Consider the following 24,889-nt stretch of genomic DNA (forward strand, 5'->3'; position numbering starts at 1 on the left):
CTTATACGCAAAGTCAACTCTTTCATTCCCGTTTGTGAAGCTCTAATTCATGAATGTTTTTATGGGAATCATTTTAAAAGAAATCTGACTATCCGCAATCATGCCAGTTGCTTTATTTTCTTTGCTTGACCGATTGGATACTTCGACTTCGCTCAGCACAGGCGACCGATGACCCAGCCACGGCAGGCAAAGCTTCCGGATTCTGATCCATTTAGCTGACAATAAGCAGTATTTGGTTGTTACTGGTAAGAAAGTGGATATACGTAATTGGTAATTTCTGGATTATATCTTTTGTATTTAAAGATTAATTCAAATGAGGGGAAATAGCTAAAGGAACTGTTTGGAAGGGAAATTTTAAAAAATAAAGAATTGTTTCTAAGAGCTAGTAGAAGGGTGAGATTTCTGAACCTGGCTTTTGATAATTAAATAAAGGATGGCCATTCCAATTAAAAATACAAGCGCCAAATAGTTGCCAGGAAGCTTATCAGAAGGTTGGACGAAGAGAATGTAATTAATCAATGCCTGCAAAACAGCATACAGTAAAGCAATATACACATGTGGGATTTTAGCCTGATTGACAAATAACTGATACAGATGACTTCTGTGAGGTTCGGTTAATTTCTCCCCATTTTGATACCTTTTCACCATGGTAAGAAAGACATCTGCACCATAAACCAAAAGAATCAAAATAATGGTCCAACTTTCAGTTTCGATATACCACTCAGTCATGAAGTAGATCATCATGTATGCCATAGAAATGCTTCCGATGTCACCTGCAAACATCAGGGCTCTTTTCCGGAGATTAAAAAGCAGAAAAACACTCAGGGACAGTAGAATATATTGAATCAGATCTTCATCAAATAATTGATAGTAATCATCCAGTACTAGTAAGGTACCAAAAAACACAAGACCACTAAGGCCCGTAATTCCATTGATACCATCCATAAAGTTGATAGCATTGATCACTCCCAAAGCAAAAAAGAAAAATATCGGCCAAGTATAGGCCGGGAAGTATGTAAACAGCCCCAAATCATAAAAACTAAAGCAAATAGCCAGAAACTGCACTCCAAAGCGAAGTTTTCGAGAAAGCTCAAACATATCATCCAAAAGGCTGATACCGGAAATCAAAATTAATCCCAGGATCATCCAGGTATTTTGGAAGTCAAATATTATCCACCATAAAATTGCCGCGACAGGAAAAATAATCCCTCCTCCCCTCACTGTGGCATGGGAATGAGAAGATCGATGGTTAGGTTTATCGACGATGTTGAACTTTTTTGCTAGTTGGTAATAAAGCCAACTTGCGGTCAAAAGAGAAATAAAAATGAATAAACTAGTAGGTGGCATCAAAGGAGAAATACTGAAATATCTTTTCGCAAATAATATACTGTAATCAATTTTTTAAGGCAAATGATTCAATTTTTTAAGATTTGCCTAAAACATTTCAATGAAATCTAAATAAGGAAAAAGGCGATGAGGAAAACACCTCCTTCTCTAGCATCATTTATTATGAAGCAGTAGGGCTGTGTTTAACCACTGCCAGACATGAAAGCTGCTATCATTATCCCCTTTCATAAACTTACTGAGTTCTTTTTCAATTTTAGCATAATCAAACCAAGAATCCTGTCGAAGCAAGCTAATTTCATCACAAACCCAATCTTTCAAATTATCTGACAACCATTCTCTTTGAGGAGTTTGAAGAGGTCTTTTAGGAGCTAAGGAGATTTCCTCACCTAAGTATTTGTTTGCAATTTTTCTTAGAAGCCATTTTTGCTTTCCGTCTTTAATTTTAAAGTCTTTCGGACGCGAAAAAACATATTCAATTAATCGATAATCCAAGAAAGGCTCCCTCAATTCAGTACTAAAAGCCATACTAACTCTATCATTAAACCTGAGCGCTCTAGGGATCTTAGTATAAAACAAATCTCTGTATTGAAGATTTAATAACTCTTCTTCAAAAGGTTTAGGAAACTGATTTTGAGAAGCCAAACTACTGAAATTAGCATCTAAAACTTCTGGTCTTAGAGGAGAAGATTTCACTCCTTGTATTAAATTTTGAGATTTCTTTAAATAATAATCATAACCTGCCCAAGCCTCATCAGAACCCTGCCCATCCAATAATACTATAATTCCTTTTTCACGGGCTTTTTGAAATACTTTTGCGTAAGCTAGTGTAGGAAGACCACCAAAAGGTTCATTCTGAACATCACTTATTTTCTTAGCTAATTCAGGGACCTCATCAGTCGACAACATGCAGGGATTCAAGGGAAAAGGCTTATCCTTTAGCATCTTTTCCACCCAAAATATTTCATCATAGCGGTCATCACCTGTCAAAAAAGTAAATGCTTCAATCTGTCTATTTTCGGGAAAAAGATCATAAACCAAGGCTAATAGAGTACTTGAATCCAATCCTCCGCTTAAGTTAAAACCAACCGGCACATCGGCTCTAAATCTTAATGAAACAGCACTTTTTAATAGCTCCAGAATATATTCTTCCTGATCTTTAAGCTCCACTTCCGGTTGCGATTGAATCCTAGAAAAGAAATCATACCATTGGAAGATTTTTTGTTGCCCATCCTGCCAGATTAAATAATGGCCTGCAGGTAGCTGTTCCACCCCATTCCAAAAAGTTTCATTTGGTTGACCATAGGTCCCCTTACTAAAATAGGAAGACCAAACCGAGGGATTTGGGGTTTTTGGAACTCCAATTTTCCAAAACGGACTAATTTCAGAGGCAAAAAGAAAGGATCCATTCCAGTTGGTATAATTGAAAGGCTTCACCCCAAATCGATCACGTGCAGCAAATAACTTTCTCTCTAAATTATCCCAAATGGCAAATGAAAACATTCCATTAAAATGGGATAAACAGCTATCCCCCCATTTTAAAAAGGCTGCGAGAAGCACTTCTGTATCCGAACTAGTTCTAAACTTATAAAAGCTATTTAGCTGTTCTTTTAATTCGAGATAATTGTAAATCTCTCCATTGAATACTAGGATATACCTTCCATTCTCGCTTTGAAAGGGTTGATTTGAAGAGTCTGATAGATCTAATATTGACAAGCGATTATGCCCTAAAGCTATCACTTGGTCATCCACCCAAAAACCAGTATTATCAGGTCCCCGATGAGATTGACTCCCTAACATTTGGAGAATTGGGGACTTCGAAGCCAGCTGTCCTAAAATTCCTGCTATGCCGCACATTTTATCTGAATAGTTTATTTACCAAAATTTCAGCCTTCTTCCAGTCATCGAATGTATCAAGGTTTACATATCGAGATTCATCACCAACTATATAGGCTAATTTTTCACTTAAAATGGAATTTTTCGAGAGGATGACCTCTGACTTCGTGATATAAATAGCCCCATCCCTGAAAAAAGAGGTGGGTAAATCTTGCCTTCGGGGAATTATTTGTTTTTCTCCTGTAGCAATTTCCAAAAATCCATTTAGGCCAGGTTCAAACACCCAATGTGGATTAAACTCATGTGGAACGGGCAAAACAGAAACTAAGGCTTCTGCATCTGTTCGAATAAATTCTTTGATCGCATCATCGATCAAACCTTTTCTTCTAAATGGATAAGTTGTCTGAAGAAGGCAAACTGCATCAAATTTTTCACCCTTTTCCTCAAAAAATCTGAGTGCATGAGCAATCACAGGAAGAGTTGGCGATTGGTCATTTGCTAAGTTTTCCGGACGTGTAAATGGGACTTCTAAACCTATTTGATTTGCTACAGCAATAATATCACTGTCATCAGAACTCAAAATAACTTTACTCAGCAGCTTAGACTGTTTAGCAGAATCATATGTGTAGGCTAACAGAGGTTTTCCTCCGAGTGCTTTTATATTTTTTCCAGGAATACCTTTGGAACCACCCCTAGCAGGAATCAATCCAAGTATTTTCATAAGTTCATTTTGAGTTTTAAATAAAACTAATTTTAAAGCGCCTCAAATAATTACTTATTTCCAAATGATTGAGGGTTTTCAAAAATATACTAAATCCAATGTAGCACATCAGAAACAAGGGCTTTTCATCCATCTTATTTGGATTGAAAATCAGTTCTTTTTCAATAGGGTATAAAGGCTGGACAATTTCACTGCTGTTTTTTATTGCAAGAGCATTAATTTCCTTATCCAATGATTGAAATGCATTTGTAGCATGGGAATATTGGAGGGATGCCAGTTCCCTATTTTAAATTTTAAATACATGTCAAAAAGTAATGGTTTTATGGAAAATAAGAGGTACTTCAGCTAATAAATTAGCGATCTGAAACCCTGCATCTCCCCCTCCATAAACATCCGAGGAATCAGGTCTAGGATTGGATTTTATCTGATTGATTGCTTCAAGGATCTCAGATTTGGAATAGTTTACATCCAACACATTTTTGCCTCTTGCTCTTCTATTTTGTCTCGTACCAATATTGATCACTGGCACGCCCAGAAAAGCACATTCTCTGATCCCAACACTGCTGTTTCCTATCAGACCCTTGCTGTGAGATAACAGCTTAAGGAAATCAAGAGGATCCATATTCTTAAAGAAATGGAATTGACTCAGATCATTATTTTCTCGAAAAGCTCTAATACCGGTGCTAGTTCCATCAGCACCTGCATCAACATTAGGCCAAAACCATAACACAGGCTCTTTTAATTCATGCAAGGCTTTTAGGGTCTCTTCAATATGCATTCTAGATTGACTTACTTCTGTTGTAACAGGATGCTGCATAACCACCCAATAGCCATTCTCAATGGATGGCTTCCCCCCTACTCCACCGTATTTCGAAAAAGGATTAAAATCCAATTTTGGGAGGTCCAATATTGTTTTCGCCAAGTCAATACTTGGGCAACCCGTATTAAAAACAAAATCAGGGTTTTCTCCTAAATCAAGCACCCTTTTTTTTGCATTTTCAGAAGCAACAAAATGGTAATCCGATAATTTAGTAATCGAATGCCTTACTTTTTCATCAATGTTTCCGGTAACTTCACCTCCTTGAATATGAGCAAGTGGAATATTCATATAGGAAGCAGAAATGGCTGTTGCCATAGTCTCAAACCTATCAGCAATTGTTACAACTATATCAGGATTAAGGTTGTCAAAAACAGTGGATAACTCCAAGATTCCGATTCCGGTAGTCTTGGCTGCCGCTGTGAGGTTTTCACCTTCCAGAACATTAAAAACCTTAGCTGCTATACTGAACCCATCACTTTCAATTGTCCGAACCGCAGTTCCATATCGCTCCAACAAGGCAGAGGCAGCTACAACTAACTGAAGTTCTAACTCAGGATGATTTTGGATTGCATCCAATGCGGTCTTAATTCTTGAATAGGATGGCCTTGCGGTCACCACAACACAAATTTTTCTTTTCATTTAAATTATATCCTGATCAGTCAAAAATTCCCATTTTGTGAGTTTTCGAGCGGTCTTTTTGCCAATAACCGACTGATAATTGATTGCTGCTATTCCCTTATCGCCTGGTTTTTTTGATTCCAAATCATCAAAACCTATTATGTGACCAGCTTGAAGATCCTTATTTACAGCCAGACTTTTTCCAAAAATTCTTTTCAGCTCAGTAAACTTAGAATTATCTGATTTGTGAATCGGGGACCTTAATGAGTTTTGTATCTGCCTGATTCCTTTACATAATCTTTCGGTATCATCGATTGAAATACTCGCCGGGGAATCAGGGCCAAACTGTCGCTTATCAAAAACAACATGAAACTCGAAGATTTCAGCGCCAAGTGCAGCAGCAGCTAAGCAGGCGTAAATATCACCACTATGGTCAGAGAATCCAACTGGAATTTGAAAACGGGTTTTCATCTCTGAAATTACATTTAAGCCCCACTCCTCTGGCTGGGTAGGATAGGCAGTAGTACATTGGAGAAGGCTAAGAGATGGCGTACCCGATTCTTTTAAAAAGGAAAGAGCTTGTTCCAATTCCTCAAAATCACTCATTCCAGAACTGACAATAACCGGTTTGCCGGTTTTACCTATTTTTTCAAGTATTAGACGGTTGGTTATTTCCCCAGAGCCAATTTTGTAGACCTCGACTCCAACCTTTTCCAATAAGTCTACAGCCGCCAAGCTAAATGGGGAGGAAATAAACTTTAATCCTTTTTCTTTACAATGCTCACTAATCCCCAACCATTGCTCCTCTGTAAATTCCATCCGCTTCCAATAATCAAACCTGGTTTTGTCCTGTTTTGAAAATTTTACTCGAAAGGGCTCATATTCCGAACTTTCCGCTTCTGCAATATGAGTTTGAAACTTGATGGCATCGACACCTACAGTTGACAACGCCTCTATAAAAGCATGAGCATTCCCTAAGCTCCCATCATGGGCTTGGGCTATTTCTGCAATAATCATTAACGAATTAAAATAAATACTCCGGATTTATGAACAACTTCACCTGATCTGCTGGTAAACTTGCCTCTAAATACATAATTGCCATTTGGTGCAGGGCGACCTTTGAAATACCCATCCCAACCTTGAGCTTCTAGTGAAGAAGTCTCATATATTAACTCTCCCCAAGTTGTGAAGATGTAAAACTCCATTGAGGCGATTCCTCTAAATACCGGTTTAAAGAAATTATTTTTGCCATCCGCTCTATCCGGCGTGAAGGCAGTAGGAACTTCTACCCAAAATTCATCTGATACCTGAATAGTTTGCTCATATACAGAGGAACAACCAAATTCATCAATTACAGTCAATCTAATCAAATAGGTTCCTGCTTCTTCATAAAAGTGCGTAGGATTAATTTCTGAACTAGAATTTCCATCACCGAAATCCCAATTCCAAATAATTACTTTCCCTTTTGATAAATTATTGAATAGGATATTTTCAAAAATCTGAAGTGAATCCTGTGACACTAATTGACCATTGAAAAGCTCAACTTCAAAATCAAAGTCAGCCACTACTAACTCATCTGCGATAATCACTCTAATTCTTTGAGGCTCATTCCAACATCCAGAACCTTTGGTACTACTTCGCACCCTATAATCTCCAGATTGGTTCACGTTATCAATATCGCTAATCTGCATGGCCGCTCCAGAAGGGCTCAGAATATCATAATCATATATGGCAGGATTAAACCCTTCGATATATTGGGTTAAGTCCACCGTTCCTTGTGGATCGCACACCACTGAAGGGTTTGATACTCTTAAATCAGGTATCCTACTCACAAAAACCTGAACCGGTTTTGGCTCAATGCCACAAATACCTGTTCCGGAAACATTGACATAATAGGTATAAGGCGTAGATCTTTCTCTTAAACCATCAACCCTTAATTCCCCATTAGAAGAAATTGAATAAGTAACTCCTCCTGAACTTCCATTGGAAATTGGCTGAGTTCCATTTGAATCAAAAAACCAGGTAAATTCCTCATCTAAAATATTCTGAGGGACTCTTGGAGATAAGATCGCCTGCTGTCCTTCACAAATTCTTTGATCCTCAACGGTTATTTCAGTAGGAATTTCGGTTACTTCTATGGATTGAGGCAAACTGAATTCGCAGCCTGAGTCGTCAACTATCCTAATTTGATAATCTCCTAATCCCAATCCAGTGATTGAAACTATTCCTTCAGAAGCAACTGACAAACTATTCTCAGGGTCTCCAGATTTTTGATAATAAACAGTATATGGAGTATATCCACCTGATAGTTCAAATCGTACAATTCCATTATCCAACCCACAAGTCGGGCTGTCTATTTCCGGATTATCAACTGCAATAGCTGCTTGAGGACCATTTACAAGTATATCGGAAAGAATCACACTGCAGCCCGTAGCACTCATCACTTCAATACTATAAGTACCTGCAGCAACTTCAAAAATATTATCATCAACAAAATCTCCTCCATTCAAACTATAGGTATATGGTCCTGTGCTTCCACTAGGATTTACCGTAATTCTACCACCATCACCAAAACAGACTTCATCGATTACAGTATAAGTCGCATTCGGAATTTCTGAAACTTGAATGGTCCCGCTTCCTACAAAACCTTCACAGACATCTCCACCAGAAACCGTGACATAGTATGTTAAACTCGCATTAGCATCTGCAAAGCCACTGACATTCAATATCCCATTTGAAGAATTATATTGATAAGTTAAGCCATTCGGAGCAGAGTTAGGAGAGCTTGTGATAGGCTGAGAAAGATTTGAATCAAAATACCAAGTAAAATTGACTGAAGTTCCATTAGGGTCTAACTCAGGAATCAGAGTTGCATTTTGATCAGAACATATTTCTACATCATCAACCAAAATTTGGGTAGGACCGTCAACTAAAGTGAGTAAGTTGGTGTCAAATTGGCAACCTTCTGAATCAGTTATTCTAATAGAATAATCTCCAATCGTTAGGCCGTTGATTTCTACTTTTCCATCCTGAGAAGAAATACTTTGATTTTGGCTTCCATTCTTAATCAAATCAATTTGATAAGGAGCCCAACCACCTGTCACAGTCACAAATAATTTTCCATTTGCTGACCCACAACCAGGGTCTAAACCAGTTAAAGGAGAGGCAGTCAAGGCGGAAGAAGGACCTTCAACAGTGAATTCAATAAGTTGAGAGCAATTTGCAGGCGTAAATATTTCTAATTCATAATCCCCAGCGACAAGATTTAATGATTCAAGCTGATTTTTATCCATTACACTTCCCCCATCCAGACTATAAGTATAATCAGGTAAGTCCCCACTAGTCACTGTTACTTTACCGTTGGTATCTCCAAAACAAGTGACGGGAGAAACTTCCAATTCAACCGATGGAGTTTCATAAATACTTAGGTCAACTTTGATTTCCTGTCCGGTACATACCACGAAGAAATAATAAGAATAATCACCAGCTGGCAATCCAGAAATAATTAATTCAGGATTAAGCCAATCAGAATCATTGATTGTATAACTAACATTCGAGTTCGAAGGATCTTGTCCATTTTCAATCAGACCATTTTGATTCGGTTGCTTATACCATCTAACTTCAGTGGCTGAAGCAGGTGGCAAAGAAGGATCCGGAGCCAAGTGAATAGGTCTTATCGAAACGTCGTTTCCAACACATGAATTGATTGGTGGAACTAATTGATAAACAGGATCCGAAGATCTTTCGATTATGAATTCAAAAATCTCTTCACATCCTTCAGCATCCTGAACGATTAAATAATAAGTGCCAGGCGCAAGATCAGAGATTCCAGATTCAGTTCCTTGTAAAATTTGACCATTTATTGAGCCTGCCCTCCACTCTATTTGGAAAGAGCCCCATCCACCTGAAATTTCTAAACCAGAGATACTACCATTATCCAAATCGCAAGAAGCTCTGACTATTGATGGAGAGTTAATTTGTATTGGTTCTTCAGGACCTAACAATTCGACAGTTTCAGAATAGGTACATCCCAAATCATTCCGAACTTCAATTGAATAAGTTCCTGGACTCAAGTTTTGGAAGTTCAAACCTGAACCAAACGCGCCTCCATTAAAACTCACCTCGTAAACCCCATTTCCACCAGAAGGAAGTACTGATATAGAACCATCATTAGCTCCAAAACATACTACGTTTTCAATATCAATATCAGCTGTTACAGGAGGATAAACCTTCACCTCAGCCATTTCAAAGAATGCGCAAATGCCTGGACCTGATACTCTCAAATAATAGATATAATCACCTGCAGGTAGATTTTGAATACTTAATTCACCATTCGAATTAATTTGGAAAATCAATCCGTTTGCGTCAGGATTTGGACTTGAGTTAATTGGTTGTGAAGTATCTGGGGTTTTATACCAAGTAAGTTGAGGCTGAACACCAGCAGGAATTTCTAAATCTGGGGTTAAACTTACTATTTGTCCTACGCAAATTTCCTCAGAAATTGGCGTTGAATTTATTTGAACCCCATCATTATTGACTAAAGTAACGAAATCAATCTCAGTCAGTGAGCAATTATTCTGATCTACTACTTCAATGGAGTAATCTCCCGGTGCTAAATTGGTTAATGTATATTCTTGACCATTTTGAGTAAAACTATAGGTAGAAATATTCTGACCATTTATTTCAATTGAATAATCTGGCGTACCACCCTGAACAGCAAACGAAAATTCTCCATTTGAGTCGCCACAGCTTGGATCTGTACTGTTAATAAAGTTAACAGCTAATGGTTCAGGCTGAACAATCTCCAACTCATATAGCTCAAAACAACCATTTGAGTCTTCAACTCTCACCTCATAAATCCCGGCAGCTAAATTTGAAAAATTACCAGTTTGATTAGATTCACCCGTGTTAATTGTATAAGTATAGCCTGCAGGGTCACCGATCAGACTAATTCTTCCATCATTTGACTCAAAACAGCTCAACGGGGATACATCAAAATCTTTTTGAGGCAATGGATTTACAATGATAGATCCTGGAATCATTGGCCCTTGACAAACTCCATCCCCACTTACTTGAAGTAGCAGTTGGTATGGAGAATCATTGGAAGAAAGTCCTGTTAAACTTATTTCTCCATTACTCGAAATTGAAACTTGAGCTCCAAAAAGCTCCTGACCATTCGAGATTTCAGTAGTGTCTCCTGTATCATTCAAATAAAACCAGGCGAATACAGGAGAAGAGCCAGCTAAATTTATAATCTCAGGAATTAAAACTGCTGAGTTTGGATTTCTGGTTGTAGGATCAATTTCACAAATTTCGGAATCAATTACTCCAAATTCCGGTATTTCGTCAGCATCAATAATAATTGTTTCCTCTTTAGTACAACCTTTCGAATCCTCAATTAAGACTATATAGGACTTAGGCGCTAAGTCAGTTAGAATCGCTGTAGCGCCAGGGTTGGCAAGGTCACCTCCTGTTATTTCGGCTCCATCCAAAAATAGTTTGTAAGGAGCAGTTCCTCCAGAAATTTCTAATTCTATAGATCCATTGTCTAAATTACATGAGGCATTGAATCCAGAGATTTGAGTGAAAATCAATTCCTCTGGCTGATCTATTATCACTTCGAATACATCCAAGCAATTAGTTTGAGTATTTGTGACTTGGATCGAATAAGTTCCGGCTGACAGGTTAGTAAAAGTACCTGAGGTATTGGACTCTCCTGAATTAAGTAGCTGATAAGCATAGTCATTGGACTCTCCTGCCGATACAAATATCTCACCATCTGTTCCATTGAAACAACTCGGTATCGTGGAAGAGAATTCTGGATTTGGGAGGGGGTTTACAATCAATTCCACAGAAATCTTTGGTCCAGAGCATACCTTATCGCCTGTAACCTCCAATAAAAACGTATAAGGATTGGAAGAAGCTGGAACTCCAGTTAAAGAAAGGTTTCCATTAGAATCTATCGAGGAACTACCACCGAAAACAGCATCTCCTGAATTTACTTGAACTTCATTCCCATTTTGATCTAGGTAAAACCAGGTAAATACCGGTGAAGAAGAGGCTAATTCTACTATGACAGGTGATAAAACTGCCGTATTAGGATTCCCCGAAGCTGGGTCAGACTCACATATGATTGAACCTGTTGCAGAGAACTCTGCAAATGGGTCGGCTTGAATTACAAAATCCTGTGTAACCTGACAACCTTCTGAGTCTGTCACCACGATTTGATGGTTACCACTTGCTAAGTCGGTTAATTGGATAGTAATTCCTGAAGAGGACAAATCAAATCCTGATATGGAATTCCCATCTAATATTAGCGTATAAGCAGGAGTTCCACCTTCAATAAAAATAGTTGCTATACCATTATCCTCACCACAGAAGGTATTTTCCAAACTTGATAATGCTACATTTAATACCGGTGCTTGGTCAAGAGTAAACGGAATAGAACTTACACAACCTGTGGTTTTATTTCTTACAGTTGCAGTATACGAGCCAGCAGTTAGGCCTGTAAAAGAAGGATCATTTTGGAAATTAGTCAGCCCATCAATTTGAAATTCAAAATCAGCGATATTTCCATTCAGTACACCAATAGTTACTGCTCCATCATTTCCTCCAAAACATGATATATTTTGGAGACTCGTAATTTCTGGTTCAGGAAGATCAAATATTTCGAAATTGACTGGGATTCTAGGTAGATTACAGGATTCTGGCCCTGACATCTCTAGATATAAAGTATAAACACCCCCGGATAGATTTGAAATCGTCAAATCACCGGTTTGCGTTTCATAGAAATAATCCATCCCCCCAGGGCCTGTACCATTTGGTATTAGTGAACCTCCAGTCTCTTGGGTATACCAATTAAAAATTGGGGTGGCAGTGGCTTGAATCTCAAAGAAATCAAACGTGACATCTAAGAAATAGCTATTATCACTTTCACAAATTGAGGGAGGAGTATTTACTGAAAAAATTGGCTTGGTGATGTCATCAAGCGAGAAACTCAAAGTTACCAAACAAGACCGGGCATCTCTAAATTCAATAGTATAAGGTGTATTTGGTGCTAAGCCATCAACTCTATACTCGGAAGTTGCATTATCAAAATTCAGTGAGCCAAATGGACCACCTGAAATTGAAATATCAGAAATATTATATGGAGTATTTCCTCCATTTATCTGGAATGTAAACTCTCCATTGTTTAATTCACATGTAGCAGGACTTCTGGAGATTTCAGTTAAAGTTAAGTCAGTATCCGGGCCCTGAACTATCACTTCTATTGTTTCGAAGCAAGAAGGTGACTGAGAGGTCACTTCTACCTGATATGTTCCAGGCAATAGTCCTGCAAATTGGCCATCTGAATTTTGACCGAGTGTTGAAGTTCCTGATTCATCGAATAAAGTGAAAGTTCTCGGACCATTCCCCCCTGTAGCTGCTATAGCTATGGAGCCTATACCTTCTCTACACCAATCTGGAACTGAGCTTTGAGTAAGCTGTATAGCGGGATGAACAATTACCGTCGCAGAAGTGGCGATATCGCCGATAAACGGGCAAAAATTAGGGGTACTCGGATTATCTTGAGGAGCAACTTCAACGAAAAATTCATATTGCTGGGTTGAGGCTCCATTAGCAGGCAATCCTGTCAATGTTAACACCCCCTGAACTACTGAAACTTGAACTGGTGCACCGCCAATTGTAACGGTAGTATTATCTAAAAGAGGACCAGTTCTATTAGCATTTTGGAACCATCTAAAATCAGCCTGAATATTAGATGGATTGTAAACTCCATCAATGAACGGAGTAAAACTTACGGGTTGAAACTCACAAATCACTTCATTTTCAGAAGTCAACTCTATTGGAGTGCCCAGTTCCTGATCAACCACTATTGGGACATCCAGATAACACCCACCACCATCGGAAGGATTCCAAACTTGAAGTGTATAAGTACCAATATTAATACCTGTGATATCAAATACGCCAACTCCTGTGCTTGAGTCAAAACTTACATTCGCCCCTGATTTGCCCAAACTTACTTCAGGACCAGTACTTGGCTGCCACAACCACTGATAATCAAATCCGGGAACTAAATTTCCAACTGTAACATCAAATATTCTTCCATTACTTTGGCCATCACAGGTTGGATATTCTAAATCTCCTCTATCTATTTCTTCTGGAAATGGATTGGAAATTACAGTAACCGTTTTTCCGAAAGATGTTAATCCATAGTTGTCAATTACTTGGTAATAAACCTGAGCTTCCCCTACAAATCCAGGCTCCGGCACAAAATTAATCGCTGCTTTTATCCTATCTTGATCATTTTCGAGATCAACATTTTCATCTAAAACGACAGTGAAAGTACCTTTTCCAGGAATTGTTACAGAATTGTTCGCCGGGTTACATTTCTCTATACATACATCCGAAGCCCCACAATTATTGACATCAGGATCGCCACCTGTAGGCGGGCTGTTATCAGGTGTTCCCGGATCAGTTTCAAAAAGCTGAACACACCTCACGAAAGAGTTTTCAGAAGTTAAAGTAACATCAAACTCAAATAAGTTTTCTTCGTCCTTACAAATCTCGGCTCTTTGATCAATAATTTCAGGAATTGGAATCGCCAAGTAATCAGATACTTCGACTGTTACATTTCTGATCTCGTGAAAATTGGTTTGTCCTCCAGTAGAGGCCGCGAATCCAATCTTGAGGTTATCAGGAGCAGGGAAATTATAAGGAACATTAGTAATAATTGGCTCAATCCTTCTGAATCCATTTTCAGTAACCAAAAGATCTACTGATAATAAATAGGTTCCAGATCCTGTTGGTGCCAAGTTCACAAACACCTTTCTATACCCATCCAAATTACAGTCCACTACCTTTACTGGTGAAGCTAAGGAAAACCTTCTTGAAATATCCGCAACATTGGGATAGAGATAAGCGGAAGGAGGCAACACTACTGCTGGACTAGGCTCATTATCAGGCCCATGTAATACCCTTTTCCCTGCAATGAAACGATAATTGTCTGACTCTGGACCTCTAACTGCTATTGATTGAAAATATTCCTTATTCGGAGGAATAAAGGAAAGATTAATCGGGGCAGCATTGGGATTGTCAAAACTACCCAATCTACCTTCCATATTATTACCCCAGTTTTTGAAAGCATCTAACCCTAAGCCCAAATACCCACCTTTCAACCCAGGTAAATTTACAGGAGCAGGAATGATATCAGTTGCATTTATTGGCGCATAACCCAAAGAACCTCCCCAACCTCCGATTTGGAAATCAGCCGCTGAAATATTTCCATCAAACAAAAAGACTGATATACCGTCAGCTCCAGAGCCACCATACATGAAATATTCAAATGAAAATTTCAAACCATAGGCAGATGAAAAAGGCAAATCCACAAAAACATAGCCCCTTTGATCGGTGTTATTGTTAGTCAATCGTAGAAAACCCTGACCCTCGGGATTTTCACCATTTGCAGCGGTGAGAATGGGATTAGTTGGACTACCACCCAATACGGTGTTTTGCCTAAAAGTTGAATTTGTAAATGGTTCGCAATAAGGAAACCCGTCCCTAGGTATTACCACCTGGGCTTCGGATACTGTATTCAATGCTAAAAAAAAGATTATAAAAACATATAAGAATCTAACATATAGACACTTATTGGACAAAAAAGACAATGTCCAAAGCCAATTACTTACTTTTATATGATCTCTACGCAACACGCCTGAAGAATTCTACACTTTGTAAATCTTGGAATAAATCAAATATACGAATTGAACTACCAGCACCAAGAAATCTGGATCAATGAAGCATATTTCATACCAAGAATTTAGCATTCATATTTAAGGAACAAATTATTCTGATTTTGCAAAAAATACATGTAGCAGTAATTTAAAGGACTTTTAAAGCTCCTCGAAACAGATCATAAGCTAAAGATAGGCTAAGTTGATTTTTACACTTGCCCCAATGCCAAATTATTTTTTAAAATAGAACTTATAATACTTTGATAATCAAAGAGTAATGCTATACGAATTGTCAAATTTAGGTCTAAATTAACAATGTCTCTGTTCTTATATTTAGAATTTCTACTTTAATTAAAAAATGGAAGAAACTATGAATTATCGTCAGTTATAAGCTTAGGGCTTTGCTTATATTTTGGAATTGATGTGAAAGGAATATTGAATACAATATTTTTGATAATGCTGAGAAATTGCCTTAACCCAATCTTTCCTGCTCTATGCAAATAGATCAGCTGAGGATATTTACTATCGGGATATAAATCCTTTAATGGATTCCCAAACTGGGATGGGTCTCTATAACACTTGAAATTATTTCGCTTGACCAATAAGCTAAAAATGGATTGATCATGACGATGCTCAACAAAGCAATCTATTCCCTGACTTGGGTGACTATCATCAATGTAAATCAAATTTTGAGAATATGACAACCACTCTTCTATTAACTTAACTGAGAGATCACTTTTTTTAATTAATATAAACCCCGCCAATCGCTGAAAGGAATCTTGAAATTGAGAAGATTCACAGTTCAATTCCTGAAAAACAAGTTGCTTGGTAAATGCCTTTTCTACATAGGGAAGCTCAAAGGAAATAACATCCTGGTCTAGATTTATACTTGAAATTAGGCGTCTGATATTTCGTTTAAAAACAGACCCTGAATCAGAATAAAATAAGTACTGCCCATATTCTAATTTTTCTAATGTTTTTAAAATAACATAGGGTTTCCAGACCCAATACCCGCCTCCTCTGGATTTTTGAAAGTGATCTTGATTTTTTTCAACAAATTCAATCTCCAAATCTTCGAAACAATAAGAAATTACTTTATCGAATCCGCCAAGTAAAACACCTGAAATGGAGTTAAAAATCTGGGCCGTCTTAAAATTACTATTTGAATAATTTACAAGGACAATTGGTACTTTGCTTTTGAAAAAGGATCTATATATTTTCATTAAAGGCTTTGTGAAGTAGCTTTTGTGAAAATCATGATGAATTTTGGCATGAGTGCCCAAACCCACCTATTCTATAAGTATAAAGCTAAAATTTAGAAGAATACTGAAATAGATTAGCATTGACTGACACTTAGCAGGTCTTTTCTATTGAACTCTTGCAAAAAGAATAAAAAAAGTCCAACGGGTAAATAAATTATTGAATCCAAAAAAATCAATCCGGGTCGCCCAATAAATTTATAAGAACCCGGTCGAGCTTTTTTAAATCAATTTTAAAATCGGCATACCCTGTCTGAGCACTTGTGGCTTCATTATCAGTATAATAATAATCATGGCCTAAAAATGAAGCAAGAGAGTAAAAGCTTTGACTTAAAACCCAAGAATCATTCTCATTTCGAAACTCTAAAACCTTTCCATTCTTTGGCATATAGAGCATATTCACCAAACCTGCTCCATGGAGTCCTACCAATATTTTGGTTTCCATCATGATTTCAATTTGTTGTCTTACAGTCAAATGCTCAAAATAGACGATTTCAAATCCTTTTCTCTTAAGTTTTTCAATTACTTGATCCTCATTAAGAACCTTTCTATGGGCAGCATTTTCTCTACTGATATAGATTTTTCTACTTGCCTTCTTGACCGGGAAATTATTCCAGATTTTTTCTCTAAGTCTAAGAATTGCACTTTCCTGAAAGTCTATCACATACCCTGCTTTATTAACTGTTATTAATTCCCCTACCACATAATTCACTTTTCTATCAAAGTAGAGGGGCTTAACACCCAGAATTTCCAAGCTTTCCTCCACAAATTTTAGCCCTTTAAATTCTGAGGGTAATAAAACAGGATGGTCTTCCAAATATTCTAAACAGGAGATAAGTCTAGGGAGAGCTTCACTATTCCAGTGATAAAAATTCATGCTCCAGTTATCTATGATCCAAACACCTCTTTCTATATGCTTTGTTTTCCTTAGAAGCCCTAGTACTAGCCTTTTGAATTTTGCTCTAGGTTTTAATTTTAGTGCATGGGTTAACTGATCCAGAACTTTCAGTTTATAAATAATTGAATCAGTAACTAGAGACACATTTTTAAATATATATGCATCTACTTGATTGGCAACTCTTCTTTGAATATCTGAAAAGATTGCTGTGTCTTTTTCTTCCAAATTCACAGGAAGTTGAAGAAGATATTCAGTTTTTGGATAAACTGTATGCCTTTCGAGGCTTGAATTTTTGGGCAGTAATCTCATTTAACCTAATTCAAAGATAGGTTTGATTAAGAATTAGAGAAAGGTTTCATATACAACCAGGACATTCCTTTTGGCCTTCTTTCATCTAAAGCATATCGTTTCTCTTTTTCAGATAGCATGTGTAGAGGGTAACTTAATACTCTTCCAGAATAGTCAAGAGCTATTTGAATAGCATGGCTTGCTTGGAACCTTTCCACTAAGGCTTTTTGAATTCCCGGAAAAAAACAATCATGAACCTCTACCAAAATCTCGCATTTTAATAAGCTTTTGCTTTTTAAAGGATCTAATAAAGACAATTCATGACCTTCTATATCACAAAAAAGTAAAGTCGATTCATCACAATGCTGATCTAAAAATTTATGGTCTACCTCCTTAATAAAATCGATATTCTTCAATCCATTTCGAACTGAAAGTTCCTTTGCTAGTGCAAGTGCATTTTCATTAATATCGCATGCAATTATTTGGGCAGTCGGGATTGATCGGGCAAATCCAATTGCATAAAAGCCTTCAGCACAACCAACATCAATAATTCTTTTGTATTTGTTTGATGCCAAAATCTGGAAAATCCAATCATGTATCGGTTCTTCATAGGCTCCTATAATTTTCGGAAGCAACATGCTTCCACTAGCCATCCCCCCATATTTCATTCCTTTGAAAGGTCCCTGAAGAACAACCATCTGATCATTAAACCCAAGTTTATTCAGAATTTGATGTTGTAAATTTTCCTCCTCTTTTTTTAAAGCCTGACTTAATTCTTGACTCTTTTTATAAGAATTTGTCTTTCTATAAAAAGATCTATACAAGCCATATAATGACTTTTTAAGAGAATTTGCGAGCATATGAGATTTTTCTGTAAATGAGATGTTATTAAGATTCAAAAAAGTTAATTTTTTTGATTTCTGGGGGAAAATTTTTCAGTTGTTATGTCATTTGTATCAATTCGACTTAATTGAAAGGCATTGTTCGAGTTTACACGAGCAACTCCTGGAGATACTGTAAGTGCAAGCTTGAATCCCATTGATTTTATCACTTCAATCGTATCAGAATTATAGCCCCCATGAGGATAGCACATTGTCTTGGTGTTTTCATTCACCCCAATTGAACCTAAAAACTGACTACACTTGGATATTTCCTCCTCCTGCTCTTTTCTTGAGAGCAGATTAAGCCATGGATGAGAGTATGTGTGATTTCCAAGATGCATCCCAGAAGAAACCATGTATTCTAACTGATCCTTACACATATATAATTCCTTACTGAATGACTCTTCGTCCATCCTGACGGAATCCCTAAACAACTCATCAATCAATTGATTTCTATAAGGCTGAGGAATAACCTTCTGAAGCATTCTTTTTATCAGCATAATCTCTCCGCAATCGTTGAGGTGTGGTATAGCATGCATCTGAAATAGGCTATCGGAATCAGGAAGAGGAATTTCCCTTCTGATCTTATCTACTTCTTCAAATATTTTCTTGATAATTTCTCTTTTATTCGAATTTAAGGCTAAAATAAAATGAATCTTATTCACATTTAAGACTCTGTTTTCAGTAATCATTTGAGATGGAATGTAAAAACTTCCCTGAATACCCCACTTTTTTAATATTGGAAAAACCTGAGCAAAATGATCTGAATACGAATCATCAAAAGTAAGTATTGCTGCATTTTCCGGAAGTTTAGATTGGCTCACGATTGCATCAATCAAATCTTCCATTGTAATCAATTTATAATTATTCTTCAAAAAGGCCACTTGCTCCTTAAATAAAGACGTTTCAAGCCCCTTTATTCCTGGAAATCGTGACTTTTTAATTTCTCGAACATAATGATAAACAACAATAGAAACGGTATTAGTCATTAGTTTTAAAAGTTTGGTCCAATTTTGCAATTCTATCTCTGTCTGAATCCATTCGGGTAAAATAGATGTCTTCAGACCTTAAAGAACGAATCTCTTGGTTAAAAAGGTTACTATAAATTGCTAAATATTCTTGATTGGGTCTATTTTCAACTGGAGAAGAAACCTGAGGAAATAAAGCTGCATCGTCTTCATCTAACCTGATAAATCCTTGGTCTAGCAATTCATCGCTATAAAGATTTCCAATTTTGGAAAACTCTAAATAGATATGATTTCTTTGAAAGCTCCAAATTTTAATTTTCTTTAAGAGAGATCTAACTAATCTAGGCCTGCCGTATAAATCAATGATCCTACCTATCTTTTTACCGGATGGTTCTAACTTTTCTTCTCTTATTACAGCATATGCATTTATTTCATCTCCTACTTTTTCAATAAATATTTTGTAATCAATGAATGGATTGTCTAAAAATCTCCAAGAGATGAAATCTTTATCTCTATGAGTAGTACAAGTGGCATGCACACCCAAATCGAAGGAATAGTTCTTTAAATTTTCATTTTTAACTGGTTGAATCCCCATACCCTCTTCAACGCTTTTTGGAATAAAAGTAACCGGCGCCAACGATTGAGCTCTTTCAGTATTTTGCCCCATTCCAGAAATAATTAAAAAAGAATCCTCTTTAAAATTTAGTATAAACCTACTAAATCTTAAATGATCAAACACCTGATATCCCAATTTTTTGTAAAATTTGTGGGTTTCAAGGCTCATTCCTAAGGCAGCATTCACCACATTCTCCTCAAAAAGTATTTTGACAAGGTTTCCATTGAACCCCAAGCCTCTATATTCCGGTAAAGTGTAGGCATTTACTCCCCATGCTACTTGCAAGGTTTTTTCGCCTAGTTGCAGTTTATATTGTAGTCCCCCATAGTGAGAAACTATTTCACCTGTTGGATTTAAGCCAATCCAATTTGATGAAAAAAATTGAGATGGATCATAAGGATTTCTGAAATAATATTTTAAAAAATCGAAGGATTGAAATGCGGTATTTGAGCCATAAGCTTTCAAAAAAAAAGAAGCGATCTTGGATAGATCATCAAGCTGGGCCTTCCTTAAAATTAAATCTCCCATTTTTTTAAGAAAAACTTACCTCAAATTATTTCTTAATTCGATATTCATGGCCTTGAAATAGGACGGTTTTCTAAAATAATCCATCCAAACCTTCCTGCATTCAGACTGAATACGTTGGAGGTCTTCAAGGGTTTTATCTTTTAAAAACCCATGGATATACTGGTCGGCCTTTAACCTATTTTCAAAAGGAACCCGAACAATAAAATTGTCATAATTTAATTGGGATTCAAAGGGCAAAAGGGAATCTGATTCAATGACTACAGGGATACGTCCCATAGCCAGAGTTTGAAAAAATCTTACAGAATAATTTCCAAATCCCCTGATGCAAAGTGTAAAAAGGTTTCTATTTATATTTTCAAAAAACTCTGACTCTAACTGCATTAAGTCTTCTTCACTTTTACCTCCCCCTTTATATCTTTCTCTTTTAAGAAAATTTGTGTCTATTAATGAAGATTTTTCCAAGTGATTTAAAATTTTCGCACGTTCACTGGCTGCGAAAAAAAAGGGAATATATAAATGGGTCTTGTCTCCAAGCAATTTTTTAGCATTTAATTGTAGATATTGAAGCCTATCTTTTAAGTACTTTAAACCATGAGAAGTTGCCTGCCCACAGAATCCAACACTAAAGCGGGATAGGTCTTGAATAGGTTCCCATATTTCCCCAACCCATTTGGCATATGGATCTTTGGGCAATAATGCGGGAATTGAAATTTGATTAGGCAGACTTTTGTAAGCTCCGGGAGTTAAAATAATTACATCATCAAATCCTGGGTTGAAAATCAGATCTGCGTCTGAAACAACAAATACCTTTTTATTAAAAGCTCTTCCTATATGGACATGACTTTTTATTTTTTCACGGCCAAGTTGATTTTTTACAAGTTCAGAAAGAGGAACCGGAATAAAAATTAAATCTGCATCTTCAGGTTTTTCGACAATGGTAAAATAATCTGTCGCCTCGGAGAGGATTTGAATACTTTGGTCCGTACTTCTTAAAAAGAGGTCAAATACATATCCTTCAGGGAATAAGGATTGGTCAAAGTATAGTTTAACTTGCTGTAGGCTATCCTTTTCAATCATAAAAATCTATTTCATTAGCTTAAATTTTCCTCTCGGAAAAAATCTATACTGAAATCTTCTGATTCCCTGCCTGAAAATTTTAGGAGTTAAATATTTAATAAAATTGAGGGCATTAAAATCCTCAGGCAAAGATCTGGAATAAGGAGTTTGTCTCAAGAATTTCCAAAATTTCTTTTTGAATGGATGTTGATTACTGGTATGCCAAGGCTTACTGGTGCCGGTGAAATGAACTATTAAAGGATTCTTTTTCGCTTTGTTTATATCTTCTTTACTACATCCGCAATCACCAAATTCAAAGTCTCCTTCGTATACATCCACCGTTAAGTTATGAGACAATGGGAGCCTTACCCAATGATTTTTAGCAAGTGCGTTTAAGCCACATTGGTCCACGAAGCGGATTAATTTGGGGTTATCACTTACAAAATCAATTACTCTTCTTCCGAAGTTCTCTTCGCGCCACTTTCTAAGATTTAGTAACATTACTCCAGAATTAAAGTATCCATCCTCTTTACTAACACCCAGTTCTGGATGCCAACTAACCCCAGGAGTACAAACTGCTGCTAAATAGTAATTTGTTAATGGCGTTTCCCAAATGGGAAGAAGAGAACCTAAGATTAACAGGTCCGCATCTAGATATATTACTTTATCCTCTTTGACAAATTCAGGGATAAGTAAACGATAGTAATTAGCTTTTTGGAAATGAAGAGTGGTAACAAGACCTGATAAATCATCATCTGAAATCTGAATTAACTCAAAGTCTATATCATTACCCCCTATTATTTCCTTAATTTTTTCCTGATCACTTTCAGGAATTTCATCAGTCAAAACAATAAGCTTTTTCAACTCACCCTTGTTATGAAGAAGGAGAGAATGAAGCGTAACTGCAAAAGGTAGCAGAAATGATTTATTGATGGTAAAAACTATAATCAAATGACAAAAATTTACTGTGACTATCTTGTTATTGGAGTTCAGAAGTTATGAGATTCTATAAAAGATATATCTTCTAAAGCAATTTACCCCGAATTACCGATTTAAAAACGAAACTAAGCTTTTTTTAAATAAAGATAAATAGCTAGTATCAGAAAAAATCAAAGAACCTTCACTCCTCAAAATGGGCAGAAGATTATTTTTATTTATAAGGAGGGTGTAGGATGCGGAATCTAATCAAGCTACACTATTTAATATTTAGTAATAGGTATCTAACTGGCATGAAGGGGTTCAAATCATCATTACAAAAAAATCAAGAGGATTTTTCATGGGATTAAATAAATAGATGATTGCAAAAAAATATCATTGAAGGTTGGGCTAAGAAATTTTAAAAGCTTTTCACTCGAAAAAATTCAAACACCTATATCTTTTAGGTTGGTAAAAAGAGTATTTTTTATTCAATGAAAAATTCGTTTTGAAAAAAACATTGAGTTTATCTCTTAAAAAAGTTGAAAAAAGCCATTCTCATTTTTGGAAAGAAATTTCATACCATAAGGAAGTGAAAAATAGCTGCTTCATCCAACCCAGGTTTGATTTTGGATTATTTTTAAAATTTTCAACTGCCTTTTTGATATCAATGTGAGATAAAAATCCCATTTCAAAAAGTTCTGATTTATGCATTGATTCTAAATGCTGTCTCAACTCAGGATTTTCCATAATATATCGATCCCAGGGCATGGATAAACCGATTTTCCTATGATTTCTGATATAGTCTGGGAGCTTTTTCCCGAAACTATCCATGGCCAATAACTTTCCTTTTCCCTTACTATTAAAGTATTTATCATGAACTGATGCCGCTCCGACCACTAATCGATAGTCTAAGTAAGGTTCTCTGCATTCAATTGAAGCCCCCATAGTAGTTCTATCATTTTTATCATTTAAAGAATGTAAGTGAGTGTGCTGCTCCAGATACAAAAGTTGACGATAACGATTTTTCGGAAAAAGAGACTTGGCTTCTTCCAAAATATTAATTCGATATTCGGGTAGTAAGTTTGAAGATAGAATTCCTAGTTTTTTCAAATCAGAAAGATATACCTCATTTGCATTCATGAGCATTTGTGCATCAGGATTCCTCAAAGACATATATCGTTTTAGCTTTTTCAATCTATCTTGAGACAGATATTTCTCAGGGATTAGATTCAATAAGCTGAGCATGCTATATCTGAATTCGCCATCGTGTACTTTGTACCTTACATATCCACCTAACACCTCATCAGCACCCTCCCCTGTCAATAATACGGTTACTTTCTTTTTTGCCTCCAAACTCAGTCCCAGTAATACATTATCTGTAAAATGCATCAATGGTTCATCATTGATTCTTATGGCTTGCTTGGTGAGTTCAACCTGCCTTTGTCCTAAAAACTCATGACCATTATATTCTACTCCCAATTCATTGGAAAATCTTTCAGCAATACTGGACTCATCGTGTTCGTAGCCTTTAAATTTCACATTCCAAGAACTCAATCCAGTGAAACCTTGGGTAGCTTGACTGTAAACAATTCCACTACTATCTAATCCTCCACTCAGCAAAGTACCTACAGGAACATCTGAGATCATTCTTAACTTCACGCTATCAAAAAATGTCTCTTCAAACCATTCGATTGGATTCTTAATATCCTTGAAATTTTTGGCTTCTTCTCCTAAATGAAACCATCTTTTGGTCTGAACTACTCTGCTATCCTGTGAAAGAGTCATCAAATGTCCAGGAAGTAATCTTTTCACCCCCTTGAAAATGGTGTTTTCACCTGATACAAATCGGTAAATAAACAACTCATCTAAATACGATGGATCAATTTCTTTACCAATGCCTCCAGCGAATATGCCCTTGGGCTCGCTTGCAAAGCTAAATCCCAAATCATTTTGATGATAAAATAAGGGTTTAACTCCAAATCTATCCCTAACTAGACTCAGCTGTTTTTTAGTTTTATCCCAAAAAGCAAATGCAAAAAATCCGTTTAGCCGAGAAAGAACATCAAATCCATACTCCATCAAAAGAAATAACAATACTTCAGTATCTGAAGTGGTTTTGAATTGATAGCCTTTTGATTTTAGCTCAGGATAAAACTCCTGAAAATTAAAAATCTCCCCATTATACACCAGTATATAATTTCCGCAAGGAGAATGAAAGGGCTGATTCGCATGCTCGGACAAATCCAAAATAGAAAGACGCCTATGACCTAAAGCTAAAGTCTCCTCAATGTAAGTACCCTCTGCATCAGGACCTCTGTGAAAAATTGCATCATTCATTGATTTTAATCTTTCAGGAGAAGCAACTTGATGATTCTGCCAAAAGCCTACTATTCCGCACATATTT

At 36.6% G+C, this 24,889-nt stretch carries 14 protein-coding genes; all 14 read right to left on the reverse strand.

Going from position 1 to position 24,889, the window contains the following annotated elements; genetic code table 11:
- Positions 1-375: 375 nt before the first annotated feature.
- The 14 genes from FL972_RS09700 to asnB (FL972_RS09760) all read right to left on the reverse strand — a co-directional run bounded on the left by FL972_RS09700 (position 376) and on the right by asnB (FL972_RS09760) (position 24,885).
- Complete coding sequence (locus FL972_RS09700; RefSeq protein ID WP_144605190.1) at positions 376-1,347, reverse strand: MraY family glycosyltransferase; 972 nt, start codon at positions 1,345-1,347, stop codon at positions 376-378.
- Positions 1,348-1,500: 153 nt separating this feature from the next.
- Complete coding sequence (gene asnB / locus FL972_RS09705; RefSeq protein ID WP_144605192.1) at positions 1,501-3,201, reverse strand: asparagine synthase (glutamine-hydrolyzing); 1,701 nt, start codon at positions 3,199-3,201, stop codon at positions 1,501-1,503.
- A gap of 1 nt (position 3,202) precedes the next feature.
- Positions 3,203-3,901, reverse strand: a complete 699-nt coding sequence (locus FL972_RS09710; protein WP_144605194.1) for an acylneuraminate cytidylyltransferase family protein — start codon at positions 3,899-3,901, stop codon at positions 3,203-3,205.
- Between the two features lie 304 nt (positions 3,902-4,205).
- Positions 4,206-5,360: a UDP-N-acetylglucosamine 2-epimerase gene (neuC, locus tag FL972_RS19420; protein ID WP_186300079.1), complete on the reverse strand. Its 1,155-nt coding sequence runs from the start codon at positions 5,358-5,360 to the stop codon at positions 4,206-4,208.
- Positions 5,361-6,356 (reverse strand): N-acetylneuraminate synthase family protein, encoded by a 996-nt coding sequence (locus tag FL972_RS19425; protein ID WP_186300081.1) that lies wholly within the window; start codon positions 6,354-6,356, stop codon positions 5,361-5,363.
- Positions 6,356-14,938 carry a PKD domain-containing protein gene (locus tag FL972_RS09720; protein WP_144605196.1) on the reverse strand — a complete coding sequence of 2,861 codons (8,583 nt, stop codon included), beginning with the start codon at positions 14,936-14,938 and terminating at the stop codon, positions 6,356-6,358. The genes FL972_RS19425 and FL972_RS09720 overlap by 1 nt, the downstream gene beginning before the upstream one ends.
- Before the next feature lie 503 nt (positions 14,939-15,441).
- On the reverse strand, positions 15,442-16,296 hold the full coding sequence (locus FL972_RS09725; RefSeq protein ID WP_144605198.1) for a hypothetical protein: 855 nt from the start codon (positions 16,294-16,296) through the stop codon (positions 15,442-15,444).
- Between the two features lie 211 nt (positions 16,297-16,507).
- A complete protein-coding gene (locus tag FL972_RS09730; protein ID WP_144605200.1) occupies positions 16,508-17,539 on the reverse strand; it encodes a glycosyltransferase family 61 protein in 1,032 nt (343 codons plus the stop codon).
- A gap of 26 nt (positions 17,540-17,565) precedes the next feature.
- Positions 17,566-18,342 (reverse strand): methyltransferase domain-containing protein, encoded by a 777-nt coding sequence (locus tag FL972_RS09735; RefSeq protein ID WP_186300083.1) that lies wholly within the window; start codon positions 18,340-18,342, stop codon positions 17,566-17,568.
- 80 nt (positions 18,343-18,422) lie between these two features.
- Positions 18,423-19,388 (reverse strand): polysaccharide deacetylase family protein, encoded by a 966-nt coding sequence (locus FL972_RS09740; RefSeq protein WP_144605204.1) that lies wholly within the window; start codon positions 19,386-19,388, stop codon positions 18,423-18,425.
- A complete protein-coding gene (locus FL972_RS09745) occupies positions 19,381-20,511 on the reverse strand; it encodes a GNAT family N-acetyltransferase (RefSeq protein ID WP_144605206.1) in 1,131 nt (376 codons plus the stop codon). Before FL972_RS09745 ends, FL972_RS09740 begins: the two co-directional genes overlap by 8 nt.
- Positions 20,512-20,526: 15 nt before the next feature.
- On the reverse strand, positions 20,527-21,588 hold the full coding sequence (locus FL972_RS09750) for an exostosin domain-containing protein (protein ID WP_144605208.1): 1,062 nt from the start codon (positions 21,586-21,588) through the stop codon (positions 20,527-20,529).
- Positions 21,589-21,594: 6 nt separating this feature from the next.
- Complete coding sequence (locus tag FL972_RS09755) at positions 21,595-22,518, reverse strand: glycosyltransferase family 8 protein (RefSeq protein ID WP_186300085.1); 924 nt, start codon at positions 22,516-22,518, stop codon at positions 21,595-21,597.
- 522 nt (positions 22,519-23,040) lie between these two features.
- A complete protein-coding gene (asnB, locus tag FL972_RS09760) occupies positions 23,041-24,885 on the reverse strand; it encodes an asparagine synthase (glutamine-hydrolyzing) (RefSeq protein WP_144605212.1) in 1,845 nt (614 codons plus the stop codon).
- Positions 24,886-24,889: the final 4 nt, after the last annotated feature.

Source organism: Algoriphagus algorifonticola (assembly GCF_007655305.1).
GTDB lineage: Bacteria > Bacteroidota > Bacteroidia > Cytophagales > Cyclobacteriaceae > Algoriphagus > Algoriphagus algorifonticola.

What these genes read in the sequence shown, in the direction of transcription:
- FL972_RS09700 (WP_144605190.1), bottom strand. Translation starts at nt 1,347, where the DNA reads ATGCCACCTACTAGTTTATTCATTTTTATTTCTCTTTTGACCGCAAGT.
- asnB (WP_144605192.1), bottom strand. Translation starts at nt 3,201, where the DNA reads ATGTGCGGCATAGCAGGAATTTTAGGACAGCTGGCTTCGAAGTCCCCA.
- FL972_RS09710 (WP_144605194.1), bottom strand. Translation starts at nt 3,901, where the DNA reads ATGAAAATACTTGGATTGATTCCTGCTAGGGGTGGTTCCAAAGGTATT.
- neuC (WP_186300079.1), bottom strand. Translation starts at nt 5,360, where the DNA reads ATGAAAAGAAAAATTTGTGTTGTGGTGACCGCAAGGCCATCCTATTCA.
- FL972_RS19425 (WP_186300081.1), bottom strand. Translation starts at nt 6,356, where the DNA reads ATGATTATTGCAGAAATAGCCCAAGCCCATGATGGGAGCTTAGGGAAT.
- FL972_RS09725 (WP_144605198.1), bottom strand. Translation starts at nt 16,296, where the DNA reads ATGAAAATATATAGATCCTTTTTCAAAAGCAAAGTACCAATTGTCCTT.
- FL972_RS09730 (WP_144605200.1), bottom strand. Translation starts at nt 17,539, where the DNA reads ATGAGATTACTGCCCAAAAATTCAAGCCTCGAAAGGCATACAGTTTAT.
- FL972_RS09740 (WP_144605204.1), bottom strand. Translation starts at nt 19,388, where the DNA reads ATGACTAATACCGTTTCTATTGTTGTTTATCATTATGTTCGAGAAATT.
- FL972_RS09745 (WP_144605206.1), bottom strand. Translation starts at nt 20,511, where the DNA reads ATGGGAGATTTAATTTTAAGGAAGGCCCAGCTTGATGATCTATCCAAG.
- FL972_RS09750 (WP_144605208.1), bottom strand. Translation starts at nt 21,588, where the DNA reads ATGATTGAAAAGGATAGCCTACAGCAAGTTAAACTATACTTTGACCAA.
- asnB (WP_144605212.1), bottom strand. Translation starts at nt 24,885, where the DNA reads ATGTGCGGAATAGTAGGCTTTTGGCAGAATCATCAAGTTGCTTCTCCT.